The sequence below is a fragment of the Humitalea sp. 24SJ18S-53 genome (genome assembly GCF_050632385.1).
Lineage (GTDB): Bacteria > Pseudomonadota > Alphaproteobacteria > Acetobacterales > Acetobacteraceae > Humitalea.
In genome coordinates, this window is the sequence record NZ_CP192599.1 from 3,489,624 (window position 1) to 3,513,640 (window position 24,017).

A 24,017-nucleotide genomic window follows, 5' to 3' on the forward strand; every position below is an offset into this window, starting at 1 on the left:
GGCAGCACTACGCCGGCACCAGTGCCGCGGCTCCGATCGGCTGGAACCGCATCTCGCAGGACAGCCCGGCGCGGCAGAACCGCAGCGTCACCTCCGCCCCGGCGCCGAGGTCGTGCTCCAGCGCGCGCTCCAGCAGGCGCAGCCCGAATCCGGGCCGCCTGGGTGGGCCATCCAATATGGGCCCGCCGCGTTCCAGCCAGGACAGGCGGATGCCGTCCGCCTCCGGGAGGTGGTCCCAGCACAGCGTGACCCGCCCCTCCGGCACCGACAGCGCGCCGTGGCGGCGCGCGTTGGTGCCGAGTTCATGCAGCGCCATGACCAGGGCCTGCGCCTGGCCTGGCCGCACGGTGACGGCCGGAACCCCGTCGATGGCGATCTGCCCGCGGGCGCGGAAGGGTTGCAGCGCCGCCGCCGCCACATCGGCCAGGTCGGCGCCCTGGAAGCCCTCGGCGATCTGCAGGTCGTGGCTGCGCGCCAGCGCCATCAGGCGCCCCGAGAACACGTCGGAAAAGCGGCCAAGATCGCCTTCGGCGCCGCGCAGGCTCTGCGCCGCCAGGGACTGCACGGTGGCGAAGGTGTTCTTCACGCGGTGGTTCAATTCGCGCATCAACGCCGCACTTTCCGCCTCGGCCCGCAGCCGGTCGGTCATGTCGACCACGGTGATGGACAGCCCCGCCGGGTAGGGCGACATCAGGCCGATCGGGCGTATCCCGACAAACCAATGGCGCGACGGGGCGCCTGGCAGCAGGCCCGGGATTTCCAGCGTTCGGCCGGCCACAGGCTCCGGCCGCGACCCCGAGACCAGGTCGCCCCCCTGCCCGCCGAGCGCGCGGCGCAGGACCGGCAGCAGGCCACGCGCCGCGGGGGGCGTCGCTTCGGCGATGCTGCGGCCGGTCAACCCGCCGGGATCGCCCAGCATCGCGGCCAGCGCCGGATTGGCCGCGATGAAGACCAGGTTGCGGTCGAGCAAGCCCATGCCGATCGGCGCGTCGTTCCGCGCCAGGTCCAGCGCCGTCGCCGCCTGCTGCAACGGGCCGCTGCCGGCCCGCCAGGCCCGCTGCCGGATCGCGGCCGCCCCAAACAGCGCGGCCAGTGCCATGGCCAGCGCCATCAGGGCCAGGTCGATCCGGTCCCCCTGGTGTTCGATCGTCGCCCGTTCGGCAGCCTCGCACTGCGCCGCCAACCCGGCCAGTTCGTCGGCGGCGAGCCTTGCCGCATGGATATTCGCCCGGCCTTGCGCGACGACAAGACGACCCCGCGCCGCCGGATCACCGCCGCCGGGACGGGCCAGGTCGTCGCGGCGCGATTGCGCCAGGGCCACCATCGCGCCGACCTGCGGCCGCAGCATCGGTTCGGCGGCCGCGCGCGCGGCCAACCGGTCCAGCGCATCGGCCAGCAGGGCCTGCGTCGTCTTGACCTCGGCCGCATGCGTCGCGGCATCCGGGTCGGGGATCGCCTGCTCAAGCGTCGCCTGGCGCAGCAGGCGCACCACCATGTCGGCATCGTCGGCCGTGCCGCGCAGCGCGTGCAGCCGCTGGACGGCGCTGTCCCGTTCGCGTGCGGCCGGCACACCGACCAGCGCCGCGACCAGGATCGCCGCGCCGGCAAAGGCGACAAGCGCCAGGCTGGTCCGGCCGCTGCGGCCCGGTACCGTGAACATGGATGTGGCGGGCGTCTTCTGTGCGGAATCGCGCGGCATAAACGAATGAGACTCCGCCCAGGGGCATCCTTCAACCCTGGGTATCCGGACGACGACGCAGCATACAAGCGATGGTTGCTATATTTCCCCACCCATCCGGAACGACCCGATTACTTTTTGCAACGCTGGAAAACATTGCAGCGCGTGGCCGCAAGGCCCGCCTGGAATGTCGTGACCGGTCCCTCATGACGCGATGCGGCCAGCGGATGTGCCCGAGGTGGCGGACGGGCGGCGTGCCGACCCGGGACCAAATGCCCGGACGGGCGGGTCAGGCCGCGGGCGGCACGCCGGCCGCCCAGCCGGCGAGTTCCGCCAGCACCTGACGGGCCTCCCCCCCGATTCGGCCCAGGATGTCGCGGGGCGGTGTCTGCTCCCGCGGGTCCATCGCCAGGCGCGCATCGGCGGCCAGGCGCATGGCGCCGATGGCGCCGGCGGCGCCCGCCAGGGCGTGGGCGCTGCGCCGGTATTCCTCAAGATCCCCAGCCGTCGCGTAGTCGACCATCTGCGCCACCAACCGCGCGAGGTCGATTTCGAAGGTATGGACGATCCGCACGAAATCCGCCGGCGGCAGGTCGCGGGCAAGGGGTCCGATGGTGTCCGGGTCAAGTGCGGTCATGTGCCGCCACACTCGCCTGTCCGGCCCCGGCAATCAAGGCGACCCAACCTGCGGTTGCCATCCTGCTTGCCGGCCTGGTTGCCGGTTCGGCCGCAGGTATCTCGCGGCTGTCATGCGGGGTGGGGTTACCGCCGGGCGGTCTTCGCCCTTATTTGAACGTAACACCGATCCGGACCGTCCTTTTGCCGCCAGCACCCCAGGCCCCGCGCGGGCAACTTGCCACCCTCCTGTCGCTTGCCCCCTATCTTTGGCCCGCCAACGAGCCGGGGCTGCGCGCCCGCGTGGTCATCGCGGTCGGACTGCTGGTCGCGGCCAAGGGTGCCAATGTGCTGGTGCCTATCGCCTACGCGCGCGCGGTCGATGCGCTGACCCCGCATGTCGGGGCCAGCGCCGGGGTCGCCGCCGTCGCCGTCGTGCCGGTCGCGCTGATTATCGGCTACGGGCTGTTGCGGCTGCTGTCCTCGGCGTTCCAGGAGTTGCGGAACGTCGTCTTCGTCCGCGTGCAGGCGCGCGCGACACGGGTGATCGCGCTGGAGGTCTTCCGCCACCTGCATGCTCTGTCACTGCGCTACCACCTGGATCGGCAGACCGGCGGGCTGTCGCGGGTGATCGAACGCGGCACGCGCGGCATCAACTTCGTGCTGAACTTCCTGATCTTCTCGATCGTGCCGACCCTGCTGGAGATCCTGCTGGTCGCGGCGATCCTGTGGAAGATGTTCGACTGGCGCTTCGCCCTGCTCACCCTCGGCACCATCGGCGTCTACATCGCCTTCACCCTGATGTTCACCGACTGGCGGCTGCAGTTCCGCCGCCGGATGAATGACACCGACCAGGAGGCCAATACCAAGGCGGTGGACAGCCTGCTCAACTTCGAGACGGTGAAGTATTTCAACAACGAGGCGCATGAGGCGCGGCGCTACGACTCCTCGCTCGCGCGCTACGAGACCGCCTATTCGCATTCCGAGCAGACGCTGAACGTGCTGAACATGGGCCAGGCGGCGATCATCGCGGTCGGGCTGACCGCCGTGATGCTGCTGGCGGGGCAAGGGGTCGCGACCGGCGAGCTGACGGTCGGCGACTTCGTGCTGGTGAATACCTATCTCATCCAGCTCTACCTGCCGCTGAACTTCCTGGGCTTCGTCTACCGCGAAATGAAGCAGGGGCTCGTGGACATGGAGGAGATGTTCACCCTGCTGCGCACCGAGCGGGAGGTCGCGGACCGGCCGGGTGCCGCCCCCCTGGCCGTGGGGCCGGGCGAGGTCGTGTTCGACGACGTCCACTTCGGCTACCGCCCGGACCATCCGATCCTCAAGGGCGTGTCCTTCACCGTGCCCGCGGGCCGCACCCTGGCCATCGTCGGGCCGACCGGGGCGGGCAAGTCCACCATCAGCCGCCTGTTGTTCCGCTTCTACGACGTCGGTTCGGGCGCGGTGCTGATCGATGGGCAGGATGTGAAGGCGGTGACGCAGGACAGCGTGCGATCGGCGATCGGCGTGGTGCCGCAGGACACCGTGCTGTTCAACGACACCATCCGCTACAACATCGCCTATGGCCGCCCGGATGCGAGCGATGAGGAGGTCGAGGAAGCCGCCCGCCTGGCCCAGGTGCATGACTTCGTGAGCCGGATGCCCGATGGCTACAAGACCAGGGTCGGCGAGCGCGGGCTGAAACTGTCCGGCGGCGAGAAGCAACGGGTCGCCATCGCCCGCACCATCCTGAAGAACCCCCGCGTCCTGATCCTGGACGAGGCGACCAGCGCGCTGGACACCCGCACCGAACAGGACATCCAGGCCGCGCTGCGCAGCGTCGCCACGGGGCGCACCACGCTGGTCATCGCCCACCGCCTGTCGACGGTGGTGGAGGCCGATGAGATCATCGTGCTGTCCGAAGGACGCATCGCCGAACGCGGCAAGCATGGCGCGCTGATCGCCGCCGGCGGGCTCTACGCGCAGATGTGGGCCCGGCAGTCCGAAGCCGTGGCGGCGGCCGAGGCAGCGGCGGCGGCACAGGCCGCGGCCGACCTGGACCTGTCCCGGGCCGCCCGCCCCGGCGAATTGCCGCAGCCCGCCTGACAGTCTTGTAACATTCAAGGGGTTTCGGTGCCGCCACCGATTCCCCATCTCGGCCACCATATCAACGAAAGTCCGCAATCTTGACCCATGAAGACCCAGGCGAAGCCCTGCCGCAGGATTTGAGCCACGCAGGCTCGGTCGTGGACAAGGCGATCGAGTACATGCTGGAGCAGGACCTGCCGGCCATCATCGTGGCGTCTGCGCTGCTCGGCGGGGCCCTGGGGCTGCTGCAGCGGTCGCTGGACGACCGGGCCGTGGCGCAGGTGCTGCGCCAGGCGCTGCATTCGGTGGAAAGCGGCGAGTTCCGCGTGGGGCAGCCGCCGCAGGACCAGCCGACCGGCTGAGCCCCCGGCCGGGGGCCCGAGGGTTGACTCCGGGCCGCCCTGCCGCCATACGCCGCCCTCGCTTAATGACCATTCCGCGTGGCTTGTCCGCGCCTTGAACCAACAGGACATCACCATGGCTCGCCGCTGCGGCATCACCGGCAAGGGCGTTATGTCTGGCAACAATGTCAGCCACGCGAACAACAAGACCCGCCGGCGCTTCCTGCCGAACCTGCAGGAAGCCTCCTTCTTCTCCGACGTGCTCGGCACGCCGGTGAAGATGCGCCTGTCGACGAACGGCATCCGCACGGTGGAGCACAATGGCGGGCTTGATGCCTTCCTGATCACCACGCCGAACCGGAACCTGCCGATCGAGGCACAGGTCCTGAAGCGCCGCATCCTGCGCGCCAAGGTCAAGCGGGACGCCGCTGCCGCCTGAATGACGGGCGCGTCTTAGCGCCTCGTTAACCTTTCGGGTGCAGTGTTGGCGGATGAGTTCCGTCGCCCTGATCTCCGTCTTTTCTGTTCTCGCTGCCGCCGGCGCCCTGTGCGCCGGCGCTTTGCGTTTGCGTGGCGCGAATCGCCGCGCATCACGCGAAGCCGCGCGGGCCGCGGCCTTGGCCCGCTGCCTCGCCCTGCTGTCCGATGCGATGCAGGCCCCGGCGCGGGGGCTGATGGCGACGCCCGACTCCGAACACGCCAGGCGTTTGCTCGACCTCGCCGACCAGGCGACGGACCTGCTGGCGGCCCATGCCGGCCCCCGCATCCTGCGGGAGGAAGACCTCGCCCTCGGCGCGCTGGTGCAGGAGGTCGTGGCGGCACTGGACGCCCCCGGGCGTCGCTGGCGCTTCGATCCGGGGCTGGAGGCGGTCACCCTGCGCGGCGACAACCGGGCGCTGCGGGCGGCCCTGCGCGCCGTGCTGCAACGGGCGCTGCGGGAAACCGCGGCGGATGACCGCATCGCCCTGCGGCTGATGCCCGCGCCCGACGTGGTCGCCCTGGTGGTGGAGGATGAGGGCGCCGGCCAGGCCGCCGCCGACCTGGACCCGGGTGGCGAGGCCACCGGGACCCGCGGCCTCGTCCTTGGCCTTGCAACCGCGCGCGACCTGCTGCGCGCCCATGGCGGCGACCTGATGCTGGAGGCCGCGAGCGGCATCGGCGCCCGCGCCTGGCTGACCCTGCCGAACTGGCGCCTGGTGGCGGCCGCGGCCTAGCGCCAGGCGAGCACCAGCAGCAGGCTGCGCTGGAGGACGTTCTGGTTGTCGTCCGACACCACCGCCACGCAATCCCGCCCACCGTGGCGAAAGGTGGCAACGCCCTCGAAATTGTCGCGCGGCACGGGGTCGGTGAAGCGCAGCACCTCCTGCCCCTCGATCACCGGGGCGGCCATGGCCGCGGGCGACACCCGCACCATGCGGGAGGTGAACCCCCCGAGCCAGGCAAAGGAGCGTTCCAGCACCAGCGCCCCACCATCGGGCAGGCCACAGGCATCGGTCGCGTCCAGTCCCGGCCCGGGGCGATAGGAGGTTCGTTGCCACCCCCCGCCGACACCGCGCAGCCAGGCGGCGCGGCGGTCCGGGGCCCCGGCATCCCGCAGCGCCTCGGCGATCGCGAACCAACGGCCATCGGCCAGCACCGTCAGGCTTTCCAAGCCACCATTGCGCGGCGCCAGCTCCAGCCCCGGTGGCGGGTCGACGAAAGCGCCGGGCAGGTCGAATCCGTCATAAATCCGGATACGGTGCCAGCGTTCGAAACCCACGAGCCAACGCCCATCCGGCAAGCGCGCGAGCGATTCGGCATCGCGCTGATAGTTGCTGGACATCGGCAGGCCCGCGCCATCCAGCAGCGGGCCGTGGCGGACCTCCTCCAACCCCAGCGGCGCCCCGCCCGCGGCCAGGGCCAAGCGGGCCTGCAACCAGTGGCCGGTGTCGCTGATCGCCGTCAGCGCCAGATCGTCGCCGATATGCAGCCCGGACAGCCCGCCGAAACCCAGGGGGGTGTCGTCGATCTCAAGCCCGCCCAGCGCCTCCAAGGGGCTGTCGGGTGGCGTCGCGAAGGGGGGCAGCGGGGTGGCAATCGGCCCGCCCCGGGCCGTGGTGCGACAGCCCGCCAGCCCGGCAAGCGCCGCGCCCAAAACCCCGCGGCGGGGCCATGCCCCGCCGGCGGCCATGTCAGGCCAGCAGCGGGGCGCGTTCGGCGGCGGCGCGTTGCCAGGCGGCGGCCGCGTCCTCGTCGAACAATTCCGCGAGTTTCTTCATCATGGTGCCGCCCAGCTCCTCGGCATCCACGATGGTCACGGCGCGGCGGTAGTAGCGGGTGACGTCGTGACCGATGCCGATGGCGATGAGTTCGACGATGTCGCGGCCTTCGATATCGCCGATCACCTTGCGCAAATGGCGTTCCAGGTAATTGCCCGGGTTCACCGACAAGGTGCTGTCATCGACCGGCGCGCCATCGCTGATGACCATCAGGATACGGCGGCGTTCCTGGCGGCCGAGCAGGCGCTTGTAGGCCCATTCCAGGGCCTCGCCGTCGATGTTTTCCTTCAGCAGCCCCTCTCGCAGCATCAGGCCCAGGTTCTTGCGGGCGCGGCGCCAGGGCGTGTCGGCAGATTTATACAGGACGTGGCGCAGGTCGTTCAGGCGCCCCGGGTTGCGCGGCTTGTTGGCCTTGACCCAGGCATCGCGGCTTTGCCCGCCCTTCCAGGCGCGCGTCGTGAAGCCGAGGATTTCGACTTTTACGGAGCAGCGTTCCAGGGTGCGCGCCAGGATGTCGCAGCACATGGCGGCGACGGTGATCGGCCGGCCGCGCATCGAGCCGGAATTGTCGATCAGCAAGGTCACGACCGTGTCGCGGAAATCGGCTTCGCGTTCGCGCTTGTAGGTCAGCGAATGGGTCGGGTTCGCCACGATGCGCGCCAGCCGCGCGACGTCGAGCATCCCTTCCTCCAAGTCGAATTCCCAGGCGCGCTGCTGCTGTGCCAAAAGCCGGCGCTGCAAGCGGTTGGCGAGTTTGGAAACCACGCCCTGCAAATGCGACAATTGCTGGTCGAGCTGTTGGCGCAGCCGGGCCAATTCATCGGCGTCGCAGAGATCCTCGGCTTCGACGACCTCGTCATGCGCCGTGGTGAAGGCGTGGTAGCGGCTGCTGTCGTCGACCTGGGGCACTTCGCGCCGGGCCTGGGGACCACCGGGCTTGTCATCGCCTTCGGCGGCTGCCCCCTCGTCATCCTGTTCGTCGCCGGCTTCTTCCGATGCCTCGCCCTGCTGCGCCTCGGGCTGGGCGCCGAGCATGGTGTCGGATTCCTGCGACTTGCTTTCGCCCTCGCCGGAATTGTCCTGGGAGCCGCTGCTTTCGGCCCCCTCCTCGCCTTCGTCATCGGCCTGGGATTCGGCCTCGGCCTCGGCTTCCGCCAGGTCGAGTGCCACCAGCAGGCGGCGGGCGGCGCGGGCGTAGCCTTCCTGGCTGTCGCGTGCGGCGGCCATGTCATTCATCGCTTCGGCCGCGCCCTCGACCAGGCTGTCGCGCCACAGGTCCAGCACGCGGCGGGCGGCGGCCGGGGGCGGTTCGCCGGTCAGGCGTTCGCGGGCCAGGAGCGACAGCGCGGCGGGCAGCGGCAACTGGTCCTTCCGCGTCATGCGGTCGTAGCCCTCGGCCTCGCATTGCTCATTGAGGCGGGCGGTCAGGTTGGCGGCGACGCCGGACATGTGCTCGGCGCCGACCACTTCCACGCGGGCCTGTTCCAGCGCGTCGAAGACCTCCTTGGCCTCGCGCCGCTGGGGGGTGCGGCTGGCGTGCAGTGCCTCGTCGTGGTGGCGCAGGCGCAGGGCGATGGAATCGGCGGCCCCGCGCAGCCGGGCCATTTCGGCTGCCGGCAGGGCGCGGGTCGGCAGCGGCAGGCGGGCGCGCTTGCCGGCCAGGCCCGAGGCGCCCGGCTGGAACGCGACCGTCACCTCGGCCCCGGCATGCGCCATGGCGCGCAGGGCGCCGGCCGTCGCCTTCTTGAAGTCTTCCTGGCGTGTCTGGTCCTTGGAGCCGCTCATGCTGGTGCAGCACCTTTCTGCAAGGATTTTTGACGCGCCGGCCGCGCCTCGATCGCCGCGATATAGCGCGCGACATTCGGCCCCGGCGTCAGCATGCCCCATTGCGCGACCCAGGCCAGCAAGCCGCCGACCTGTATATCCGCCGCCGAGAAGCGGTTGGCGACCAGCCAATCCCGATCCTGCAAGGCGGCTTCGACGCGCGCGACCCCGGTTTCAAAATCGGCCCAGCCGATGGAGGAGGCCGGCACCGGGTTGGCGCGGGGGAAGGCCTTGTCGGCCAAAGCCGGTTCCAGCGCACCGGGGCCGAAGGCCAGCCAGGTGGCATAGGCCGCGCGATCCGGCGTGCCGATGGCCGGCGCCAGGCCGCCATCCGGCAGCACATCGGCGACATAGGCCGCGACGGCGGCGGCCTCGGTCACCACCACGCCCCGCCAATCGCCCGCGGGGCCGCGATCGATCAGCGCGGGCAGCTTGCCGGCGGGGTTGATGGCCAGGAAGTCGGGCTGCTTGTGGGTGCCCTGGTCGAGCGCGTGCCACTGCAGCGCGTAGTCGGCGCCGGCTTCCTCCAGCAGCCAAAGGCTGCCGAGGGAGCGCGACTTCGGCGCGTGGTGCAGCAGGAAACGCGGTTCGGCCATGGGCGAGATCCCTACCGGCTGCGGCGCGTCACTTCTTGCCGAACAGCCCCGTGGCCACTTCCTCGTTGAAGCAGCGCTGGTAGTACTCGGCGACCGTGCTGCGCTCGGCCTCATCGCACTTGTTCAGGAAGGTCAGGCGGAACGCGAAACCGACATCGCCGAAAATCTTGGTGTTCTCGGCCCAGGTGATGACGGTGCGCGGCGACATGACGGTGCTGATGTCACCGGCGATGAAGCCGGCGCGGGTCAGGTCGGCCAGGGCGACCATGGCCTCGGTCCGCTTCTTCATCTTCGTGTCGGACGGGTCCATGCCCATCTTGGCCATGACGATCGCCGTCTCCTGCCCATGCGGCAGGTAGTTCAGGGTGGCGACGATGTTCCAGCGGTCCATCTGGCCCTGATTGATCTGCTGGGTGCCGTGGTAGAGGCCGGTGGTGTCGCCCAGGCCCACGGTGTTCGCGGTCGCGAACAGGCGGAAGGACGGGTGCGGCCGGATGACGCGGTTCTGGTCGAGCAGGGTCAGCTTGCCCTCGACCTCCAGCACGCGCTGGATCACGAACATCACGTCCGGACGACCCGCGTCGTATTCGTCAAACACCATCGCGCAGGGGTGCTGCAGCGCCCAGGGCAAAATGCCTTCGCGGAATTCGGTGATCTGCTTGCCATCCTTCAGGACGATGGCGTCCTTGCCGATCAGGTCGATGCGGCTGATGTGGCTGTCGAGATTCACCCGCAGGCAGGGCCAGTTCAGCCGGGCCGCGGCCTGTTCGATATGGGTCGACTTCCCTGTGCCGTGGTAGCCCTGGACCATCACCCGCCGGTTGAAGGCGAAGCCGGCCAGGATCGCCAGCGTGGTGTCCTTGTCGAACTGATAGCTCAGGTCGATGTCCGGCACGTGCTCGGTGCGGATGGAATAGCCCGGCACCACCATGTCGCTGTCGATGCCGAAGACGTCACGCACATTGTACGTGGTGTCGGGCAGGTCGATCGCACTGGTCGGTCGGACGTCGGAGAGGGTGGCCACCTTGGTCATGTTCCTGTCTTGTGTCCTGCGCCCAGGGTTTCGTTCCGGTGTGTTTCGGTCCGGTGTGTTGCGATCCGGTCGTTCAGCCGGCGGCGGCGCGGGCGGGGCGGACGGGACGTTCGGCCGTCGTGGCCGGCCGTTCCGCGGTTCCCCGTGGCGCTGCCCCAGACGATGTGCCGGGGTTGGGCATTTGTGCAAGCCGTGCCCGCAATAGGGAATAGGCGCGGTTGATGTCCTTGAGCTTTTCCTCGGCCACCTTGTCGCCGCCGGTATGATCCGGGTGCAGGCGCTTGGCCAGTTCCTTGTATTTTCCGCGCAATTCCTCGGAGGTCAGGGGCCAGCCGAGGCCCATGATGTCCAGCGCGGCGCGCAGTTCGGGCGGCGCCTCGCGCGCCGACTTCTGGCGCTGGGGGGGCGCCTCGCCGAACAGGGACAAGGGATCCTTCAGCATCTCCGGGGCGATGCGGCCATTGGCGCCGAGCCGGCCCAGCGGCCAGGTCGGGCGCTGCCAGCCGGTATCGTCCCGCAGTTGCGATTCGATCTCCTCGGGCGACAGGCCTTTGTAGAAGTCCCATGCCTGATTGTAGGCGCGGACATGCTCCAGGCAGAACCAGTAATAATCGCGCAAGCGCGACCGGTCCCGTGGTGCACGGAATTCGCCAGGATTCTCGCAACCGGGCGCATCACAGCGCTTGGCGTTGAGGGAGGGGGACGGGCTCGAGGCCCTCAGGGTACTCGCGCGACGAGCCATGGGCGCCTTATGAGCGGCGTTTCATGCTACCGCAAGGCGAAGAAACGCAATGAAGTTGCTGATCGAGGCTGCGCAAATAACATGGCTGGCCTGCATGCCCCATTCTCGGCGCATGGGTTGCGCTCCGGCCGAGCCGCACCAAGACAGGACCCTTGGCATCCGGGGCGGCAGGGCGTAGCGGCTTTGCCATGGCCAATTCCCCGCCCCCCACATCGTCGCGCCGCGCCGAGCGTATCCGCGAAACCCTGGCCGCGCGCTTCGTGCCCGCACTGATCGAGGTGCAGGACGACAGCCAGCAGCACGCCGGCCACGCCGGCGCCGCCCCGGGTGGGGAGACACATTATACGGTGCGGATCGTCAGCCCCGCCTTTGGCGGCCTGTCGCGCCTGGCGCGGTCGCGCGCGGTGCACGAGGCGCTGGCCACCGAACTGGCCGGGGGGCTGCATGCCCTGGCCCTGGTGCTGAAGACGCCGGAGGAAGCCTCCGCCTGACCTATTCGGCGGCTGGTTCGGAGGCCGGGGCTTCCGCCCAGTCCGGCCAGCGGCTCCGCACCACGGGGCTGGTCGCGGCATAGGCCAGGCAGGTGCCGATCTGCGGCGGGCGCTTGTTCTGGGCGACCAGGGCCGCTGTCTTGGCCCGGCGCTGCCCGACCAGGGTCTGGTAGGCGACGGTGGCCATCTGGCCGAGCATCTCCCGCAGATGCGTGCAGCCCTTGATGCCGCCGACCCGTTCATTCACCGCGCGATTGAAACCCGGCCCGATCGTCAGCCCCGCCAGCACGGCGAAATTGGGCGCCGCCACGGGGCAGATAGCATAGGGGGTGAAATCCGAGACCGCCTCGGCGGTGACGATCTCCATCTCCGCGGTGACCGTCAGCCGGATCCACATGCCGTGCAGTGCTTCGCCTGGCTCGATCCGGCCGCGGTCATCGTTTTCAAAGGCGTAGGCCTTGGTGTCCTCCAGGTGCCCCTCGATGTCGAACAACCCGTCCTCGCGCTTGTAGCCATGCATGACCAATGCGCGGCGATGCATCGGTTGGCGGGGGACGGGTGGGCTTAGCGGCATGGGTCAGGGTCCGGGCAACTGCGGCATTGCAACATAGGCAGGCGGCCGCCCGAGGAACAGCGTGCCTGCCACGCGGGGCAGCCCGTCGTGTGCATTCTATGTTGACTTTATCATCATAGGCATGCCGCCATGCGCCGCATGGACAACGCCATCGAAACTCTGCGTGGCTTTACCCGCGCCTGGACCCGCCGCACCGGGCTTTTCGCCCGCCACCCCTATGGCGCCGGGCTGGGCCTGGCCGAAGCGCGGCTGCTGTTCGACATCGGCCATCCGGACGCCGGCGCGCCGCCCGCCGCCGCCGACCTGGCCCGGGCACTGGCGATGGACCGTGGCCAGGTGTCGCGGCTGTTGCAGGGCCTGGCGGCGCGCGGACTGGTGGCGCGCGGCCCCGCCGCCGGGCGCCGGGTGGCGCTGCGGCTGACCCCCGCGGGTGAGGCCGCCCTGGCGGCGCTGGAAGACGCCTCCCGCCAGGGCGCGGCGGGTCTGCTCGACGAACTGCCCCCCGCGGCCGGGGCTGAGCTGGTCGTGGCCCTCGGCCGCGCGCGCGGCCTGCTGTGCCCGAGCCAGGCCCCCGCCGTGCTGCGCCCGCCCCGGCCGGGGGATCTGGGCTGGATCGTCGCCCGGCACGGCGCGCTCTACGCCGCCGAGCACGGATGGGATGCGATGGCGTTCGAGGGCTACGTCGGCGGCATCATCGCGGCGTTTGCCGCCGCCGACCCGGCCGGACGGGGGATGTGGATCGCCACGATCGACGATGCCCCGGTCGGATCCGTCGCCGTGATGGATGACGGCGGCGGCACGGCCCGGCTGCGGCTGCTGATCCTGGACCCCGCCGCGCGGGGCCGGGGCCTCGGCCGCGCGCTGCTGGCCGAGGCGATGGGGTTCGCCCGCGCCGCCGGCTATCGCCAGATGACCCTGTCCACCTATGCCAGCCTGGTCGCGGCGCGGGCGCTGTATGCGGCCCAGGGTTTCGCGCTGGTCCGCGCGACGCCCACGCACGACTGGGGCCAGGCGCTGGTGGCCGAGGAATGGGCCGCGGCGCTGTAGCCTATTCCGCCCGGATCCCCTGTTCGCGGATCAGCCGGCCCCAGCTCGCCGTCTCCCGCGCCAGCAGCGCGCGCAAGTCTTCCGCCGAGCCTGGCGCCAGCGCCACGCCCTGTTCCCCCAGCCTGGCGGCCAGGACGGGGTCGGTGGTGGTGACGCGCAGCCCCGACTCCAGCCGCGCCAGCACCGCCGGCGGCGTGCCGACCGGGGCAAACACACCCTGCCAGAAGGTCGCGTCGAAGCCGGGCAGCGTGTCGGCCATCGGCGGTACATCGGGCAGCAGCGCCAGGCGGTCCAAGCCGCTGACCGCGATGGGGCGGGTCGCGCCGTCGCGAATCGCCGGGATCGCTTCCAGCGCCGCTTGCCACATCGCCTGGATGCGCCCGGTGCGCAGGTCGATCAGCGCGGGAGCGCCGCCGCGATAGGGGATGTGGTTCACCTCGATCCCACCCGCCACGCGCAGCAGTTCCAGCGCCAGGTGGTTCACCGCGCCGACACCGCTGCTGCCGAAGTCGATCTTGCCGGGGTTGGCCTTGGCATAGGCGATGAATTCGGCCGCGTTGCGCGCCGGCAGCGACGGGTGAACATGCAGCACGAAGGCGCTGCGGTAGCCCAGGCCCACGGGCACCAGCGCCGTCATCGGGTCGCGCGGCGTCAGGCTGGGCTGCAGCGCCGGATTGATCGCCAGCGACGTCGCCCCCATCAGCAGGGTGTAGCCATCGGGGCGGGCCGCGGCGACGGCCGTGGCGCTGACGCTGGTGCCGCCGCCCGGGCGACTGTCCACCACGATGGTCTGGCCCAATTCGCGCGACAGGCGTTCGGCGATGGCGCGGGTGCTGATGTCGGTCAGCCCGCCGGGGGCATAGCCGTTGATCAGGGTGATCGGGCGGCTGGGCCAGGCGTCCTGCGCCTGTGCGGTCAGCGCCGGCGCGGCCAGGACAGCCGCCAAAACCGCGCGGCGCGGCAGATCATGTTTCATTGCGGCGTTTCCCTATTGAGCCCCGTCCCCAACCTGACGGCAGGGTGACACGCCGGCAAGGCGCAATAGGTTTGTCACATTTCCATCATTCGCCTGTCGTGTTGGGCCAGTATCCACCGCGCCGCACAAGGACGCCCCCATGCTGGAACTCCAGTCGCTCACCCGCCGCTTTGGCGAAAGAACTGCCGTGGACAATGTCTCCCTCGCCTTCCCGGCCGGGCAGATGGTGGGCGTGATCGGCCGTTCGGGGGCCGGCAAGTCCACCTTGCTGCGCATGATCAACCGCCTGACCGAGCCGACATCGGGCCGCATCCTGCATGACGGCGTCGATGTGACGGCGCTGAAGGGCCAGGCGCTGCGCGACTGGCGCACCCGCTGCGCGATGATCTTCCAGCAGTTCAACCTGGTGCAGCGCCTGCCGGTGCTGACCAATGTGCTGGTCGGGCGGCTGAACCACCGCCCGGTGATCTCCTCCCTGCTCGGGCGCTTCACCGCCGCCGAACGGGCGATGGCGCTGACCGCGCTGGACCGTTTCGACCTGGCCGAACAGGCGTTGCAGCGCGCCGACACCCTGTCGGGCGGCCAGCAGCAGCGGGTCGCGATCGCCCGCGCGCTGTTGCAGGAACCGCGCATCATCCTGGCCGACGAACCCATCGCCAGCCTGGACCCGCGCAACGCCCAGGTGGTGATGGATGCGTTGCGCGACGTGAACCGCCGCGATGGGCTGACGGTGCTGTGCAACCTGCATCACCTGGACACCGCACGCGCCTATTGCGACCGCATCGTCGCGATGCAGGCCGGGCGCGTGGTCTTCGACGGCGTGCCCGCCGCCCTGACCGCCGATGCCGTGCGCGACATCTACGGCGTCAGCGAAGCCGAGTTCGAGGAAGAGGCCCTGGCCTCCATCACCCCGTCGCGCGCCTCCCGCGCCGCGGCCGCCCTTCCCGCCTGACCCCGCCGGGCTTCGCGCCTGGCGGCCACCACGACCACACGGAGCCCATCCAATATGCTGACCCGTCGTCTTCTGCTCGCCGCTGGCGCGGCGCTGCCCGCGACCGCCTTTGCCCAAACCGCCCCCGCCGCGCCGATGCGCCGCACATTGGATGCCGCCGTGACCATGCCGGCCGCCGGGCCGCGCGCCTGGGCCGCCCAGGTGCCGCAGATCCGCATCGGCCTGCTGGGTGGCGAGAATGAAGCCGACCGCATGGGCCGCTACGGCGCCTATCGCCAGTTGCTGGAAGACACGTTCAAGGTGCCGGTGCGCCTGTTCCCGGCGTCGGACTACGCCGGCGTGCTCCAGGCCTTCTCGGCCGGCCAGATCGAGGCGTCGAGCATGGGCGCCTCCGGCTATGCCGGCGCCTGGCTGGACACCAACCACGGCGTCGAACCCATCGTGACGGCCGAGGAGTTGGACGGCACGATCGCCTATATCGCCGTCATGGTGGTCCGCGCCGATAGCGGCATCACCACGATGGAACAGATGCGCGGCAAGAGCCTCGCCTGGGCCGATCCCAATTCCACCTCCGGCTACCTGATCCCGCGTTTCGCGCTGCGCCAGGGTGGCATCGGCGTCGAGAGCGGCCAGTATTTCTCCCGCACCGGCTTCGGTGGCGGGCATGAGCAGGCGGTCGTGGCCGTGTTGCAGCGCCAGTATGACGCGGCGGTGACCTGGGCCTCGGGCCAGGGCGACGAGGCGCAGGGTTTTTCGCGCGGCAACCTGCAGGCGATGGTGCAGAAGGGCATGCTGAACATGCGCGACCTGCGCGTGATCTGGCGCTCGGCCCCCATCCCGAACGGCCCGCTGACCGTGCGCAGCGCGCTGCCGGCGTCGTTCAAGGAAGACCTGAAGGTGTTCCACCTGGCGCTGCCGAAGGCGCATCCGTCCATCTATCGCGACATCGAGCGCGGCGGCGGCACGGGCTATCGTGAAGTGACGCACGCGGACTACCAATTGATCGTCGATCTGCGGGTCGATGAAGCGGCCCAGCGCCGCCGCCGTTCGTAACACACCACAGGAGGGCCGTTTCCTGATCGCGACCGCCCTCGACGCCGTTGTCGCCAATGGCGAGGCGTCATTCCAGCAGGCGCGCCGGCAACGGCGCGCCGCGACCATCGGCGCCGTCGTGGTGCTGGCATTCTGCCTGGTCCTGTCGGGCTGGGTGTCGGAGGTGTCGCCCGGCGCCCTCCTGGCCGGCATCCCGCGCGCCGGCGAATATTTTGTGCGCATCGCGCCGCACCTCGAATGGCAGCATCTTTTTTCCAACTGGGAGACCGAGGGCAGCCTGGCCGCCTGGTTCTACCGCGCCGACAAATGGCTGCTGCTGCTGTTCGAAACCGCGCAGATGGCGGCGCTGGCCACGCTGATGGGGCTGGTGGTGGCGCTGCTGCTGTGCTTCCCGGCGTCGCGCAACCTGCAACGCGGCGTGCTGTCGTTCCAATTCACCCGGCGCCTGCTGGAAGCGACGCGGACGGTGCCGGAAATCGTCTATGCGCTGATCTTCGTCTGGGCCTTTGGGATCGGCGCGCTGGCGGGAATCCTGGCCATCGCGCTGCACAGCAGCGGCGCGCTCGGCAAGCAATTCTACGAAGTGGTCGAGAATGCGGAGATGGGGCCGTGGGAGGGCGTGCGCAGCGCCGGCGGCACCTGGGCCCAGGCCTGCCGCTTCGCGATCCTGCCGCAGGTCTTGCCGAACTTCATCTCCTACGCGCTGCTGCGGTTCGAGGTGAACGTGCGTTCAGCCAGCGTGATCGGCTTCGTCGGCGCGGGCGGCATCGGCGAGGAACTCTACCACGTCATCTCCTTCAACTATTATGACGAGATCAGCGCCATCATCGTGCTCGTGATCCTGGCGGTGTGCAGCATCGACCTGGTCTCCGAACGGCTGCGGCGGCGCGTGATCGAAGGTGCCGCATGAGCGAGACGGAGATCGCCCGCTGGCGGCAGCGCAACCCGGCCGCCTTTGGCGGCGGCCCGGCGGCGCAGATGAAGCGGGCGCTGGGCTGGACCGCCTTTGTTATCTGGCTGCTCGGCACGCTGATCTGGTTCGACGTGACGCCCCAGCGCATCTGGAACGGCTTGTCGGGCCTGGGCGTCATCGTGCGGCTGATGATCCCGCCCTCGCCGGGTGAACAATGGGTCGAAATCCTCAAGGGCCTGGCGGAAAGCCTGGCGATGGCCTTCCTGGGCACCTTCGTGGCGGCGCTGATCGCGGTGCCGCTGGGGTTTTTGGGGGCCAACAACGTGGTCACCGCGACCCTGCTGCGGTTTTCGGTGCGGCGGGTCTTCGATGGGTTCCGCGGCGTGGATCAGTTGATCTGGGCGCTGGCCTTCGTCCGCGCCGTCGGCCTTGGGCCGCTGGCCGGGGTCATGGCCATCGCGACCGCCGATATCGCGGTGCTGGCAAAGCTTTATGCGGAGGCGATCGAGAACGCGGAGAAAAAACAGGCCGAGGGCATCACCGCCGCCGGGGGATCACGTCTGCTCGCCATCCGCTTCGGGCTGCTGCCGCAGGTCCTGCCGATCATGCTGTCGCAGGCGCTGTATTTCTTCGAGAGCAACGTGCGCTCCGCCTCCATCCTGGGCGTCGTCGGCGCGGGGGGCATCGGGTTGCAGATCGCCGAACGCATCCGCGTGCGCCATTGGGATGAGGTCGCCTTCATCATCATCCTGATGGTGCTGCTGGTGTCGGCGATCGACTGGTTGTCGTCGAAGGTGCGCGGGCGGCTGATCGGCGGGCGGGACAGGCGGCAGAATTGAATTGCCGCCGGACAGTGCCCTGATACCGTATCGCCGCCACCAAGAAAGCGGGAGCGATCCATGTCAGGCAGCACGCCGCCGGTCCCGGAAAACGGCCGGTTTCAGGTGACGGTCGCGGGAACCGGAAACGCGCTGGTCGCGGTGCTTCTGGATACCGTGACGGGGCGCAGTTGGCACGCCGCGGGCCTTGCCTGGCAGCCGATGACATTCATGGGCGACGCGCTTCCGGCCCCGCCCTTCCCGCCGCCGAAACGGCCGATGACCGAGCTTTTGCCGCCCACGGCCGGCGAGGTGGAGTGAGGCGCCGCCTTACCCGCTGACCACGCTTCCCGGATCGCAGTTCCCGCCGCAGACCAGCACCCCCACCACCGCCCCGGGGGGCGGCACCCAGGCGCCGCAGATCAGTGCCGCCAGCGCCGCGGCGCCGCCCGGTTCGGCGACGATCCGCACCGCATCCCACAGCCGCCGCTGCGCCTCCCGGATCGCCGCATCGGGCACCAGCACGTTGGCGGCGATGACCGGGGCGGCGATGCCGAACATCAACTGGCCGACCTGACTGGCGCCCAGGCTATCGGCCGCCAATCCGCTGACCGGGGCGGGCACCGGGCGGCCTGCGGCCAGCGCGGCGCTGAATTTCGGGCAGGCTTCCGGTTCCACCGCGACCAGTCCGACACCCCGCCCCCACCAGGCGGCCATGCCGCCCAAGAGCCCGCCGCCGCCGACCGCGACCAGCGCATGGGTCAGGTCGGGGGATTGTTCGGCCCATTCCAGGGCGACGGTGCCCTGCCCGGCCAGGACCTCCGGCTGGTCGTAGGCATGCACCACCAGCGCGCCGGTTTCGTCCGCCCTTGCCATGCTGGCCAGGCGGGCCGCGTCATAGGTCTCGCCGCCGACGGTCAGCACCGCGCCCTCGGCCGCGATCCGCGCCCGCTTGGCGGCGGCCGAGATGGCGGGGACAAAAATCTCCGCCCGATGGCCCAGGACCCGCGCCGCATAGGCGACCGCCGCCCCGTGGTTGCCGCCGGATGCCGCGATCACCCCCGACGCCGGCACCGGCACCGACAGCATCCGGTTGAAGGCCCCGCGCGGCTTGAACGATCCGGTGGCCTGCACCAATTCCAGTTTCAGCACGATGTCGCCCGCCAACCCCAGCGCCGCCCCAGCCACCCGCAGCACCGGCGTGCGGCGGACATGCGGTGCTATGCGGCTGGCGGCCGCCCGGATCAGGTCACGGTTCAGGTCGGGGTCAGGCAGGGGTCCGGGCATATCCGGCAGATGCCCCGCCCGCCCCCGCCGACGCAACCCTGCCGTCGCGCTTTGCGTCCTGCCCGAGTCCTGCCATATTTCCACCTGTTACTGGGAGTCCCCGTTCTTCATGTCCCTGCACGGCTCTGCTGCGTGCCCCGCTGCATGCTCTGGCGCGACACGTCTCCACGGCTCCGCGGCAGCGTGGAACGCCGAGGGCGTTCTGCTGCTCGGGCGCCCGGGTGCGGGCAAGAGCGACCTTGTGTTGCGCCTGCTGGACCATGGCTTTCGCCTCGTCGCCGATGACCAGGTCGTGCTGTCCGACCGGGATGGCATCGCCACGGCCGATGCGCCGGACGCCCTGGCCGGCATGCTGGAAGTGCGCGGCCTGGGGCTGCTGACCGGCCTGGCGCATGGCCCCGCCGCGATCCGCCTGGTGGTGGATTGCGTCGAACGCGCCGAGGAACCACGGCTGCCGGAACCCAGGGACTGGACCCATGGCAGCGCCCGCGTCCCGCGCGTGGCGTTGCATGCAATCGATTCCTCCGCCCCGCAAAAAGTCATGGCCGCGATGGATTGCCTGGCCGGCCGGCGTAGCATGGTCGTCGGGGCCTTTGCCGCATGAGCGGTGACCGGCGCCGGGTCGTGTTGGTCACCGGCCTGTCGGGCGCCGGCAAGGCCAGTATCCTGCGGGTGCTGGAGGACCAGGGGTTCGAGGCGGTGGACAACCCACCCCTGCCGGCGGTGGAGGCCACGGCGCTGGAACACCGCCACGTCCCGCTCGCCGCCGGGATGGATACGCGCACCCGGGGCTTCACCCCCACGGCGCTGCTGGTGCTCGCGGCCGGGCTGAAGGCGCGGCCGGAACTGGATGTCACGCTGGTCTTCGCCACCGCCGACGAGGCCGTGCTGCAACGGCGCTATTCCGAAACCCGCCGGCGCCACCCGATGGCGCTCGGCGGCCGGGTGGCCGAGGGGATCGCGGCCGAGGCCATCCTGCTGGCGCCCTTGCGGGAGGCCGCGGACCTCGTGATCGACACCTCCGACCTGCCGCTGCCGGAACTGCGCCGGCAGATCGCCGCCCGCTTCGGCCCCACGGCCGGACATGGCATGGGCATCACCGTCATGTCCTTCGGCTATCCGCACGGCCTGCCGCGGGACGCCGATCTTGTGCTGGACACACGGTTTTTGCGTAACCCGCATTACGATCCCGCCCTGCGGCCACTGACGGGGCGCGATCCGGCGGTCGCTGCATTCGTTACGGCGGATCAAGCCTGGCCGTCATTCTGGCAGGGCATGACGGCGCTGCTGGACTCGCTCTTGCCCCGATACGCCGCAGAGGGGAAATCATACCTTACGGTCGCTTTCGGCTGCACCGGCGGTAAGCACCGTAGCGTGCTGACCGCGGAACGACTGACGACCCATCTCGCATTGCAAGGTTGGAGGGTGGAATGTGTCCACCGGGAAAGCGCGGCCTGGTCCGCGCTGCCGCCTCCATCCGCCGCCCCGGCCCCGAAGGAGGCCACCGACATGTCCCGAAACGTGGACGAACCACCCCCCGCCGATACGTCGGTCCGCGCCGCATGATTGGCATGATCCTGGTGACGCACGGGCGCCTCGCGCTCGAACTGCGGGCGGCGTTGGAGCATGTGGTGGGACCGCAGGCGCAGTTGATGACCCTGTGCATCGGCCCGGAGGACGGGATCGACGTGCGTTGCGGCGACATGCGCGAAGCGGTCGCGGATGTCGATTCCGGCGATGGCGTCGTGGTGCTGACCGATATGCTGGGGGGCACACCCTCCAACCTCGCCTGTTCGGTGCTGGACCGGCGGGATGTGGAGGTGATCGCCGGCGTGAACCTGCCGCTGCTGGTCAAGGTCGCCAAGCTGCGCGGCAGCGTGCCGCTGGCCGACCTGGTGGACCAGGCGGTGGCCGCCGGGCGCAAGTACATGACCAGCGCCCGCATCTCCAAGGCCGAAGGCGCGCCGAAGCCGGAGGCCGCCGCCCTGCCCGCCACCGCCACGGCGCTGCTGCACCGGGGCGCCGCCTGACGCGGGTCCGGCCCATTCAGGCATGCGCCGCGCATATTCCCGCCGCGACCCTGGTTCCGCATACGCCGCCGATCTGTTCATATGCCGGGCTGGGGGTGCAAGTATGAAGGACGCAAATGGCGGGGGCACGGCGCTGCATCGCACGCTGATGATCCGCAATACGCGCGGCCTGCATGCCCGGGCCGCTGCCAAACTGGTGGCCCTGGCCGAACGCTTTTCCGCCGTCATCACCGTTTCGCGCCACGGGCAGTCGGTGCTGGCGGGGTCGATCATGGGGCTGATGATGCTGGGCGCCGGCAAGGGCAGCGAGATCGAGTTGGAGGTCGAGGGATTCGACGCACGCGAGGCGATGGACGCCATCGCCGGGCTGATCGAGGCAGGCTTCCATGAAGACTGAGCCAACCCGCCGCACCAGCGCCGCCAAGCGCGCCCAGGAAGCCGTCTTCCGTGGCATCCCGATCGGGGCCGGCGTCGCCATCGGCACCGTCTTCGACACCACCGAAGCGCCGGCCGAAGCCCCCCGCCGCAACATTTCGCCCCCCGAGGTCGAGGCCGAACGCCAGTCCCTGGCCCGCGCCGTCGCGATCAGCCGCAAGCAGGTCGGCAAGCTGCGCAACCGCCTGTCGATCCTGCCGGAGGAAGCGCAGGAGGAATTGGCGCCGCTGCTCGACGCCTACCTGATGATGCTGGCCGACAGCCGGTTGCTGCGCGGGGCGCGCAAACGGATCGAAACCGAACTGCTCGCCGCCGAGACCGCCGTGCATGATGAGGCGGAGGCGATCGCCGCCATCATCCTGACGGCCAAGGACGACGACAAGGCCGGGCTGCGCCGCCGCGCATCGGAAGTGCGCGAGATCGGCCGCCGCCTGACCCGCAACCTGACCCAGAATCCCTTCCGGTCGTTCAAGGACGTGCCGGAAGGCGCGATCCTGCTGGCCGATGAACTGACCCCCGCCGATGCCGCGCTTCTCGACCCGTCCCGCATCGCCGGGGTCGCGACCGAGGAAGGTGGCGCCGACGGCCATACCGCCATCATGCTGCGGGCGCTTGGCATCCCGTCGGTGCTTGGCTGCCACGGGCTGACCGAGGCGGCACAGCCTGGCGACCATGTGGTGCTGGATGGCACCGCCGGGACCGTCGTGCTGCGTCCTGGCCCGGAAGCGCTGGTCGTCGGCAAGGCGGCCTTGGCGGCCTTCGCACGGGAAAGGGTCAAGCTTGGCAAGCTGCGCCGCCTGCCGTCCGAAACCACCGATGGCGAGTTGGTGGAATTGCAGGCCAACCTGGAGATCCCGGCCGAACTGCCGCTGATCGCCCAGGCCGGCGCCCAGGGGATCGGGCTGCTGCGCACCGAGTTCCTGTTCATGAACCGCGAGGATTTGCCGGACGAGGACGCGCAATACGTGTCCTACGCCCAGGTCGTCGCCGCCATGGCCGGGGATTCGGTCACCATCCGCGTGCTGGACTGGGGTGGGGAGAAGGACATCCAGGCCCTGGCCGACGGCGTCGCCCCCCTGCACACCGGACCGAACCCCGCGCTTGGCCTGCGCGGCATCCGCATGCTGCTGAAGCGCCCGGAACTGCTGGAGGTGCAATTCGCCGCCATCCTGCGCGTCGGCGCCGAGGTCGGCCCGGTCCGCATCCTGCTGCCCATGGTGACCGTGCCGGATGAAGTCGCCCAGGCGCGCGAGATCATGGAGCGCGTCGCCCGCCGCCTGCGCCGGCGCGGCGTGACCCTGCCTGAAAAACTGCCGCCGCTGGGCGCGATGATCGAAACACCGGGCGCCGCCCTGGCCGCCGATGCCATCGCGCTGGAGGCCGATTTCTTCGCCATCGGCACCAATGACCTGGCCATGTACACGCTGGCGGTGGACCGGGCGGAGGTCGAGGTCGCGCATCTGTACGACCCGCTGCACCCCGCCGTGCTGCGCCTGGTGCAATTCGCGACCGAGGCCGCCCTGCGGCTGCGGCTGCCGGTCAGCCTGTGCGGTGAGATGGCCGGCAATGCGCGGCTGACGCCGCTGCTGCTGGGGCTCGGGCTGCGGACGCTGTCGATGAACGCCTCCGCCATCCCGCGTGTGAAGCAGGTCGTGCGTGGGCTGGACATCGGCGATTGCGCGCGCCTGGCACGGCGCGTGATGGAACAGGTGGAGCCGCGACGGATCGCCGAATTGGTCGAGGGTTTTGTGCCTGGGGCGCGGAATTAGCCGCTCGGAACGATAACAAAAGCCCCGGCCGTGCCGACGGGGCATCCACCGAGTTCCACCAAGGGGGTGCTGGCGGGGCCCTGAACCGAGGTGACGGCGCCGCGAATACAGTCGATCACCGCGGAGTCGAACGCAGTCGGCAGCGCCGGATGGACGAGACCGGAAAAGCGGTAGACTGCGCCGGCCGTATCCCCGGTCATCCCATGGCCGGTTGCCTCAAAGGTGGCGGGACGGTCACCAATTCCATTCCTGCTCCGGACATCCACCAGGACTTCGCTGCCAGGCCGCAGGACCAGCCTTGCGTTCACCTGGTAGAGGTCCCCCTCCCGGGTCGCCTGTTCGCAGATGAACTCGGCCTTCATCCAGTCGGTCAGGATCACGGGACCGGCCGGAAAGGTTTCCGACGGGGCGACAAGAAAGCTTCGATACAAGAACGTCTTGAATTCGAATAACGGGAACCAGCTTTCGTTCGCTTCAGACATAGCCCCCTCCGCGCGTGGGCATCCGGT

At 70.0% G+C, this 24,017-nt stretch carries 27 protein-coding genes; 16 read left to right on the forward strand and 11 right to left on the reverse strand.

What is annotated here, in order from left to right:
• Positions 1–7 precede the first annotated feature (7 nt).
• Both ACQW02_RS16660 and ACQW02_RS16665 read right to left on the reverse strand, forming a co-directional pair.
• The gene (locus ACQW02_RS16660; RefSeq protein WP_431281040.1) at positions 8–1,660 is read right to left on the reverse strand and encodes a sensor histidine kinase; all 1,653 of its coding nucleotides are present in this window, start codon (positions 1,658–1,660) and stop codon (positions 8–10) included.
• Positions 1,661–1,967: 307 nt separating this feature from the next.
• Positions 1,968–2,315, reverse strand: a complete 348-nt coding sequence (locus tag ACQW02_RS16665) for an Hpt domain-containing protein (protein WP_431281041.1) — start codon at positions 2,313–2,315, stop codon at positions 1,968–1,970.
• A 182-nt stretch (positions 2,316–2,497) separates the two neighbouring features.
• On the opposite strand from ACQW02_RS16665, the gene ACQW02_RS16670 reads away from it, so the two are divergent.
• The 4 genes from ACQW02_RS16670 (at position 2,498) to ACQW02_RS16685 (ending at position 5,924) form a co-directional block, all read left to right on the forward strand.
• Positions 2,498–4,387, forward strand: a complete 1,890-nt coding sequence (locus ACQW02_RS16670; protein WP_431281042.1) for an ABCB family ABC transporter ATP-binding protein/permease — start codon at positions 2,498–2,500, stop codon at positions 4,385–4,387.
• Positions 4,388–4,467: 80 nt separating this feature from the next.
• Positions 4,468–4,731 (forward strand): hypothetical protein, encoded by a 264-nt coding sequence (locus ACQW02_RS16675; protein ID WP_431281043.1) that lies wholly within the window; start codon positions 4,468–4,470, stop codon positions 4,729–4,731.
• Positions 4,732–4,846: 115 nt separating this feature from the next.
• Entirely contained in the window at positions 4,847–5,149 is a 303-nt protein-coding gene (gene rpmB, locus ACQW02_RS16680) for a 50S ribosomal protein L28 (RefSeq protein ID WP_431281044.1), read from the forward strand.
• A gap of 52 nt (positions 5,150–5,201) precedes the next feature.
• Positions 5,202–5,924 carry a sensor histidine kinase gene (locus tag ACQW02_RS16685; protein ID WP_431281045.1) on the forward strand — a complete coding sequence of 241 codons (723 nt, stop codon included), beginning with the start codon at positions 5,202–5,204 and terminating at the stop codon, positions 5,922–5,924.
• On the opposite strand, the gene ACQW02_RS16690 is transcribed toward ACQW02_RS16685, so the two are convergent.
• The 5 genes from ACQW02_RS16690 to ACQW02_RS16710 all read right to left on the reverse strand — a co-directional run bounded on the left by ACQW02_RS16690 (position 5,921) and on the right by ACQW02_RS16710 (position 11,040).
• Positions 5,921–6,880 (reverse strand): esterase-like activity of phytase family protein, encoded by a 960-nt coding sequence (locus ACQW02_RS16690; protein ID WP_431281046.1) that lies wholly within the window; start codon positions 6,878–6,880, stop codon positions 5,921–5,923. The two genes, ACQW02_RS16685 and ACQW02_RS16690, sit on opposite strands and share 4 nt — an antisense overlap.
• 1 nt (position 6,881) lies before the next feature.
• Positions 6,882–8,753: a cobaltochelatase subunit CobT gene (cobT, locus tag ACQW02_RS16695; RefSeq protein ID WP_431281047.1), complete on the reverse strand. Its 1,872-nt coding sequence runs from the start codon at positions 8,751–8,753 to the stop codon at positions 6,882–6,884.
• Entirely contained in the window at positions 8,750–9,388 is a 639-nt protein-coding gene (locus tag ACQW02_RS16700) for a glutathione S-transferase family protein (protein ID WP_431281048.1), read from the reverse strand. Before ACQW02_RS16700 ends, cobT begins: the two co-directional genes overlap by 4 nt.
• Before the next feature lie 28 nt (positions 9,389–9,416).
• Complete coding sequence (gene cobS, locus ACQW02_RS16705; RefSeq protein ID WP_431281049.1) at positions 9,417–10,421, reverse strand: cobaltochelatase subunit CobS; 1,005 nt, start codon at positions 10,419–10,421, stop codon at positions 9,417–9,419.
• Positions 10,422–10,494: 73 nt separating this feature from the next.
• Positions 10,495–11,040, reverse strand: coding sequence for a J domain-containing protein (locus tag ACQW02_RS16710; protein ID WP_431281050.1), 546 nt, complete (start codon positions 11,038–11,040; stop codon positions 10,495–10,497).
• A gap of 311 nt (positions 11,041–11,351) precedes the next feature.
• Between ACQW02_RS16710 and ACQW02_RS16715 the strand changes: the two genes are divergently transcribed.
• Positions 11,352–11,654 (forward strand): BolA family protein, encoded by a 303-nt coding sequence (locus tag ACQW02_RS16715; protein WP_431281051.1) that lies wholly within the window; start codon positions 11,352–11,354, stop codon positions 11,652–11,654.
• 1 nt (position 11,655) lies between these two features.
• Here the strand turns inward: ACQW02_RS16715 and ACQW02_RS16720 are convergent, their stop codons facing one another.
• Positions 11,656–12,228 carry a DUF2889 domain-containing protein gene (locus ACQW02_RS16720; RefSeq protein ID WP_431281052.1) on the reverse strand — a complete coding sequence of 191 codons (573 nt, stop codon included), beginning with the start codon at positions 12,226–12,228 and terminating at the stop codon, positions 11,656–11,658.
• A 129-nt stretch (positions 12,229–12,357) separates the two neighbouring features.
• Here ACQW02_RS16720 and ACQW02_RS16725 point away from each other — a divergent pair, with 129 nt between their 5' ends.
• Entirely contained in the window at positions 12,358–13,275 is a 918-nt protein-coding gene (locus tag ACQW02_RS16725) for a GNAT family N-acetyltransferase (protein WP_431281053.1), read from the forward strand.
• A 1-nt stretch (position 13,276) separates the two neighbouring features.
• On the opposite strand, the gene ACQW02_RS16730 is transcribed toward ACQW02_RS16725, so the two are convergent.
• On the reverse strand, positions 13,277–14,251 hold the full coding sequence (locus tag ACQW02_RS16730; RefSeq protein ID WP_431281054.1) for a Bug family tripartite tricarboxylate transporter substrate binding protein: 975 nt from the start codon (positions 14,249–14,251) through the stop codon (positions 13,277–13,279).
• A gap of 139 nt (positions 14,252–14,390) precedes the next feature.
• Here ACQW02_RS16730 and phnC point away from each other — a divergent pair, with 139 nt between their 5' ends.
• The 5 genes from phnC to ACQW02_RS16755 are packed head-to-tail and all read left to right on the forward strand — an operon-like array spanning position 14,391 to position 18,308.
• Positions 14,391–15,203: a phosphonate ABC transporter ATP-binding protein gene (gene phnC / locus ACQW02_RS16735; protein WP_431281055.1), complete on the forward strand. Its 813-nt coding sequence runs from the start codon at positions 14,391–14,393 to the stop codon at positions 15,201–15,203.
• Between the two features lie 54 nt (positions 15,204–15,257).
• Entirely contained in the window at positions 15,258–16,256 is a 999-nt protein-coding gene (phnD, locus tag ACQW02_RS16740; RefSeq protein ID WP_431281056.1) for a phosphate/phosphite/phosphonate ABC transporter substrate-binding protein, read from the forward strand.
• Positions 16,225–17,166 carry a phosphonate ABC transporter, permease protein PhnE gene (phnE, locus tag ACQW02_RS16745; protein WP_431281057.1) on the forward strand — a complete coding sequence of 314 codons (942 nt, stop codon included), beginning with the start codon at positions 16,225–16,227 and terminating at the stop codon, positions 17,164–17,166. The genes phnD and phnE (ACQW02_RS16745) overlap by 32 nt, the downstream gene beginning before the upstream one ends.
• Positions 17,163–18,008, forward strand: a complete 846-nt coding sequence (gene phnE / locus ACQW02_RS16750) for a phosphonate ABC transporter, permease protein PhnE (RefSeq protein WP_431281058.1) — start codon at positions 17,163–17,165, stop codon at positions 18,006–18,008. The genes phnE (ACQW02_RS16745) and phnE (ACQW02_RS16750) overlap by 4 nt, the downstream gene beginning before the upstream one ends.
• A gap of 60 nt (positions 18,009–18,068) precedes the next feature.
• Positions 18,069–18,308, forward strand: coding sequence for a hypothetical protein (locus ACQW02_RS16755; RefSeq protein ID WP_431281059.1), 240 nt, complete (start codon positions 18,069–18,071; stop codon positions 18,306–18,308).
• A 9-nt stretch (positions 18,309–18,317) separates the two neighbouring features.
• Here ACQW02_RS16755 and ACQW02_RS16760 read toward each other — a convergent pair whose 3' ends face one another.
• Positions 18,318–19,274, reverse strand: a complete 957-nt coding sequence (locus ACQW02_RS16760; RefSeq protein ID WP_431281060.1) for a serine/threonine dehydratase — start codon at positions 19,272–19,274, stop codon at positions 18,318–18,320.
• Between the two features lie 109 nt (positions 19,275–19,383).
• On the opposite strand from ACQW02_RS16760, the gene ACQW02_RS16765 reads away from it, so the two are divergent.
• The 5 genes from ACQW02_RS16765 to ptsP all read left to right on the forward strand — a co-directional run bounded on the left by ACQW02_RS16765 (position 19,384) and on the right by ptsP (position 23,508).
• Complete coding sequence (locus tag ACQW02_RS16765; protein ID WP_431281061.1) at positions 19,384–19,878, forward strand: HPr kinase/phosphorylase; 495 nt, start codon at positions 19,384–19,386, stop codon at positions 19,876–19,878.
• Positions 19,875–20,840 carry an RNase adapter RapZ gene (rapZ, locus tag ACQW02_RS16770; protein ID WP_431281062.1) on the forward strand — a complete coding sequence of 322 codons (966 nt, stop codon included), beginning with the start codon at positions 19,875–19,877 and terminating at the stop codon, positions 20,838–20,840. The genes ACQW02_RS16765 and rapZ overlap by 4 nt, the downstream gene beginning before the upstream one ends.
• Positions 20,841–20,845: 5 nt before the next feature.
• Positions 20,846–21,304, forward strand: a complete 459-nt coding sequence (locus ACQW02_RS16775) for a PTS sugar transporter subunit IIA (protein ID WP_431281063.1) — start codon at positions 20,846–20,848, stop codon at positions 21,302–21,304.
• A gap of 103 nt (positions 21,305–21,407) precedes the next feature.
• On the forward strand, positions 21,408–21,701 hold the full coding sequence (locus ACQW02_RS16780) for an HPr family phosphocarrier protein (protein WP_431281064.1): 294 nt from the start codon (positions 21,408–21,410) through the stop codon (positions 21,699–21,701).
• Positions 21,691–23,508 carry a phosphoenolpyruvate--protein phosphotransferase gene (ptsP, locus tag ACQW02_RS16785; RefSeq protein WP_431281065.1) on the forward strand — a complete coding sequence of 606 codons (1,818 nt, stop codon included), beginning with the start codon at positions 21,691–21,693 and terminating at the stop codon, positions 23,506–23,508. Before ACQW02_RS16780 ends, ptsP begins: the two co-directional genes overlap by 11 nt.
• Here ptsP and ACQW02_RS16790 read toward each other — a convergent pair.
• Positions 23,505–23,990, reverse strand: a complete 486-nt coding sequence (locus ACQW02_RS16790) for a hypothetical protein (RefSeq protein ID WP_431281066.1) — start codon at positions 23,988–23,990, stop codon at positions 23,505–23,507. The genes ptsP and ACQW02_RS16790 overlap by 4 nt on opposite strands.
• Between the last annotated feature and the right edge of the window lie 27 nt (positions 23,991–24,017).

What these genes read in the sequence shown, in the direction of transcription:
- ACQW02_RS16660 (WP_431281040.1), bottom strand. Translation starts at nt 1,660, where the DNA reads ATGTTCACGGTACCGGGCCGCAGCGGCCGGACCAGCCTGGCGCTTGTC.
- ACQW02_RS16665 (WP_431281041.1), bottom strand. Translation starts at nt 2,315, where the DNA reads ATGACCGCACTTGACCCGGACACCATCGGACCCCTTGCCCGCGACCTG.
- rpmB (WP_431281044.1), top strand. Translation starts at nt 4,847, where the DNA reads ATGGCTCGCCGCTGCGGCATCACCGGCAAGGGCGTTATGTCTGGCAAC.
- ACQW02_RS16685 (WP_431281045.1), top strand. Translation starts at nt 5,202, where the DNA reads ATGAGTTCCGTCGCCCTGATCTCCGTCTTTTCTGTTCTCGCTGCCGCC.
- ACQW02_RS16690 (WP_431281046.1), bottom strand. Translation starts at nt 6,880, where the DNA reads ATGGCCGCCGGCGGGGCATGGCCCCGCCGCGGGGTTTTGGGCGCGGCG.
- cobT (WP_431281047.1), bottom strand. Translation starts at nt 8,753, where the DNA reads ATGAGCGGCTCCAAGGACCAGACACGCCAGGAAGACTTCAAGAAGGCG.
- ACQW02_RS16700 (WP_431281048.1), bottom strand. Translation starts at nt 9,388, where the DNA reads ATGGCCGAACCGCGTTTCCTGCTGCACCACGCGCCGAAGTCGCGCTCC.
- cobS (WP_431281049.1), bottom strand. Translation starts at nt 10,421, where the DNA reads ATGACCAAGGTGGCCACCCTCTCCGACGTCCGACCGACCAGTGCGATC.
- ACQW02_RS16715 (WP_431281051.1), top strand. Translation starts at nt 11,352, where the DNA reads ATGGCCAATTCCCCGCCCCCCACATCGTCGCGCCGCGCCGAGCGTATC.
- ACQW02_RS16720 (WP_431281052.1), bottom strand. Translation starts at nt 12,228, where the DNA reads ATGCCGCTAAGCCCACCCGTCCCCCGCCAACCGATGCATCGCCGCGCA.
- ACQW02_RS16725 (WP_431281053.1), top strand. Translation starts at nt 12,358, where the DNA reads ATGCGCCGCATGGACAACGCCATCGAAACTCTGCGTGGCTTTACCCGC.
- ACQW02_RS16730 (WP_431281054.1), bottom strand. Translation starts at nt 14,251, where the DNA reads ATGAAACATGATCTGCCGCGCCGCGCGGTTTTGGCGGCTGTCCTGGCC.
- phnC (WP_431281055.1), top strand. Translation starts at nt 14,391, where the DNA reads ATGCTGGAACTCCAGTCGCTCACCCGCCGCTTTGGCGAAAGAACTGCC.
- phnD (WP_431281056.1), top strand. Translation starts at nt 15,258, where the DNA reads ATGCTGACCCGTCGTCTTCTGCTCGCCGCTGGCGCGGCGCTGCCCGCG.
- phnE (WP_431281057.1), top strand. Translation starts at nt 16,225, where the DNA reads ATGAAGCGGCCCAGCGCCGCCGCCGTTCGTAACACACCACAGGAGGGC.
- phnE (WP_431281058.1), top strand. Translation starts at nt 17,163, where the DNA reads ATGAGCGAGACGGAGATCGCCCGCTGGCGGCAGCGCAACCCGGCCGCC.
- ACQW02_RS16755 (WP_431281059.1), top strand. Translation starts at nt 18,069, where the DNA reads ATGTCAGGCAGCACGCCGCCGGTCCCGGAAAACGGCCGGTTTCAGGTG.
- ACQW02_RS16760 (WP_431281060.1), bottom strand. Translation starts at nt 19,274, where the DNA reads ATGCCCGGACCCCTGCCTGACCCCGACCTGAACCGTGACCTGATCCGG.
- ACQW02_RS16765 (WP_431281061.1), top strand. Translation starts at nt 19,384, where the DNA reads ATGTCCCTGCACGGCTCTGCTGCGTGCCCCGCTGCATGCTCTGGCGCG.
- rapZ (WP_431281062.1), top strand. Translation starts at nt 19,875, where the DNA reads ATGAGCGGTGACCGGCGCCGGGTCGTGTTGGTCACCGGCCTGTCGGGC.
- ACQW02_RS16775 (WP_431281063.1), top strand. Translation starts at nt 20,846, where the DNA reads ATGATCCTGGTGACGCACGGGCGCCTCGCGCTCGAACTGCGGGCGGCG.
- ACQW02_RS16780 (WP_431281064.1), top strand. Translation starts at nt 21,408, where the DNA reads ATGAAGGACGCAAATGGCGGGGGCACGGCGCTGCATCGCACGCTGATG.
- ptsP (WP_431281065.1), top strand. Translation starts at nt 21,691, where the DNA reads ATGAAGACTGAGCCAACCCGCCGCACCAGCGCCGCCAAGCGCGCCCAG.
- ACQW02_RS16790 (WP_431281066.1), bottom strand. Translation starts at nt 23,990, where the DNA reads ATGTCTGAAGCGAACGAAAGCTGGTTCCCGTTATTCGAATTCAAGACG.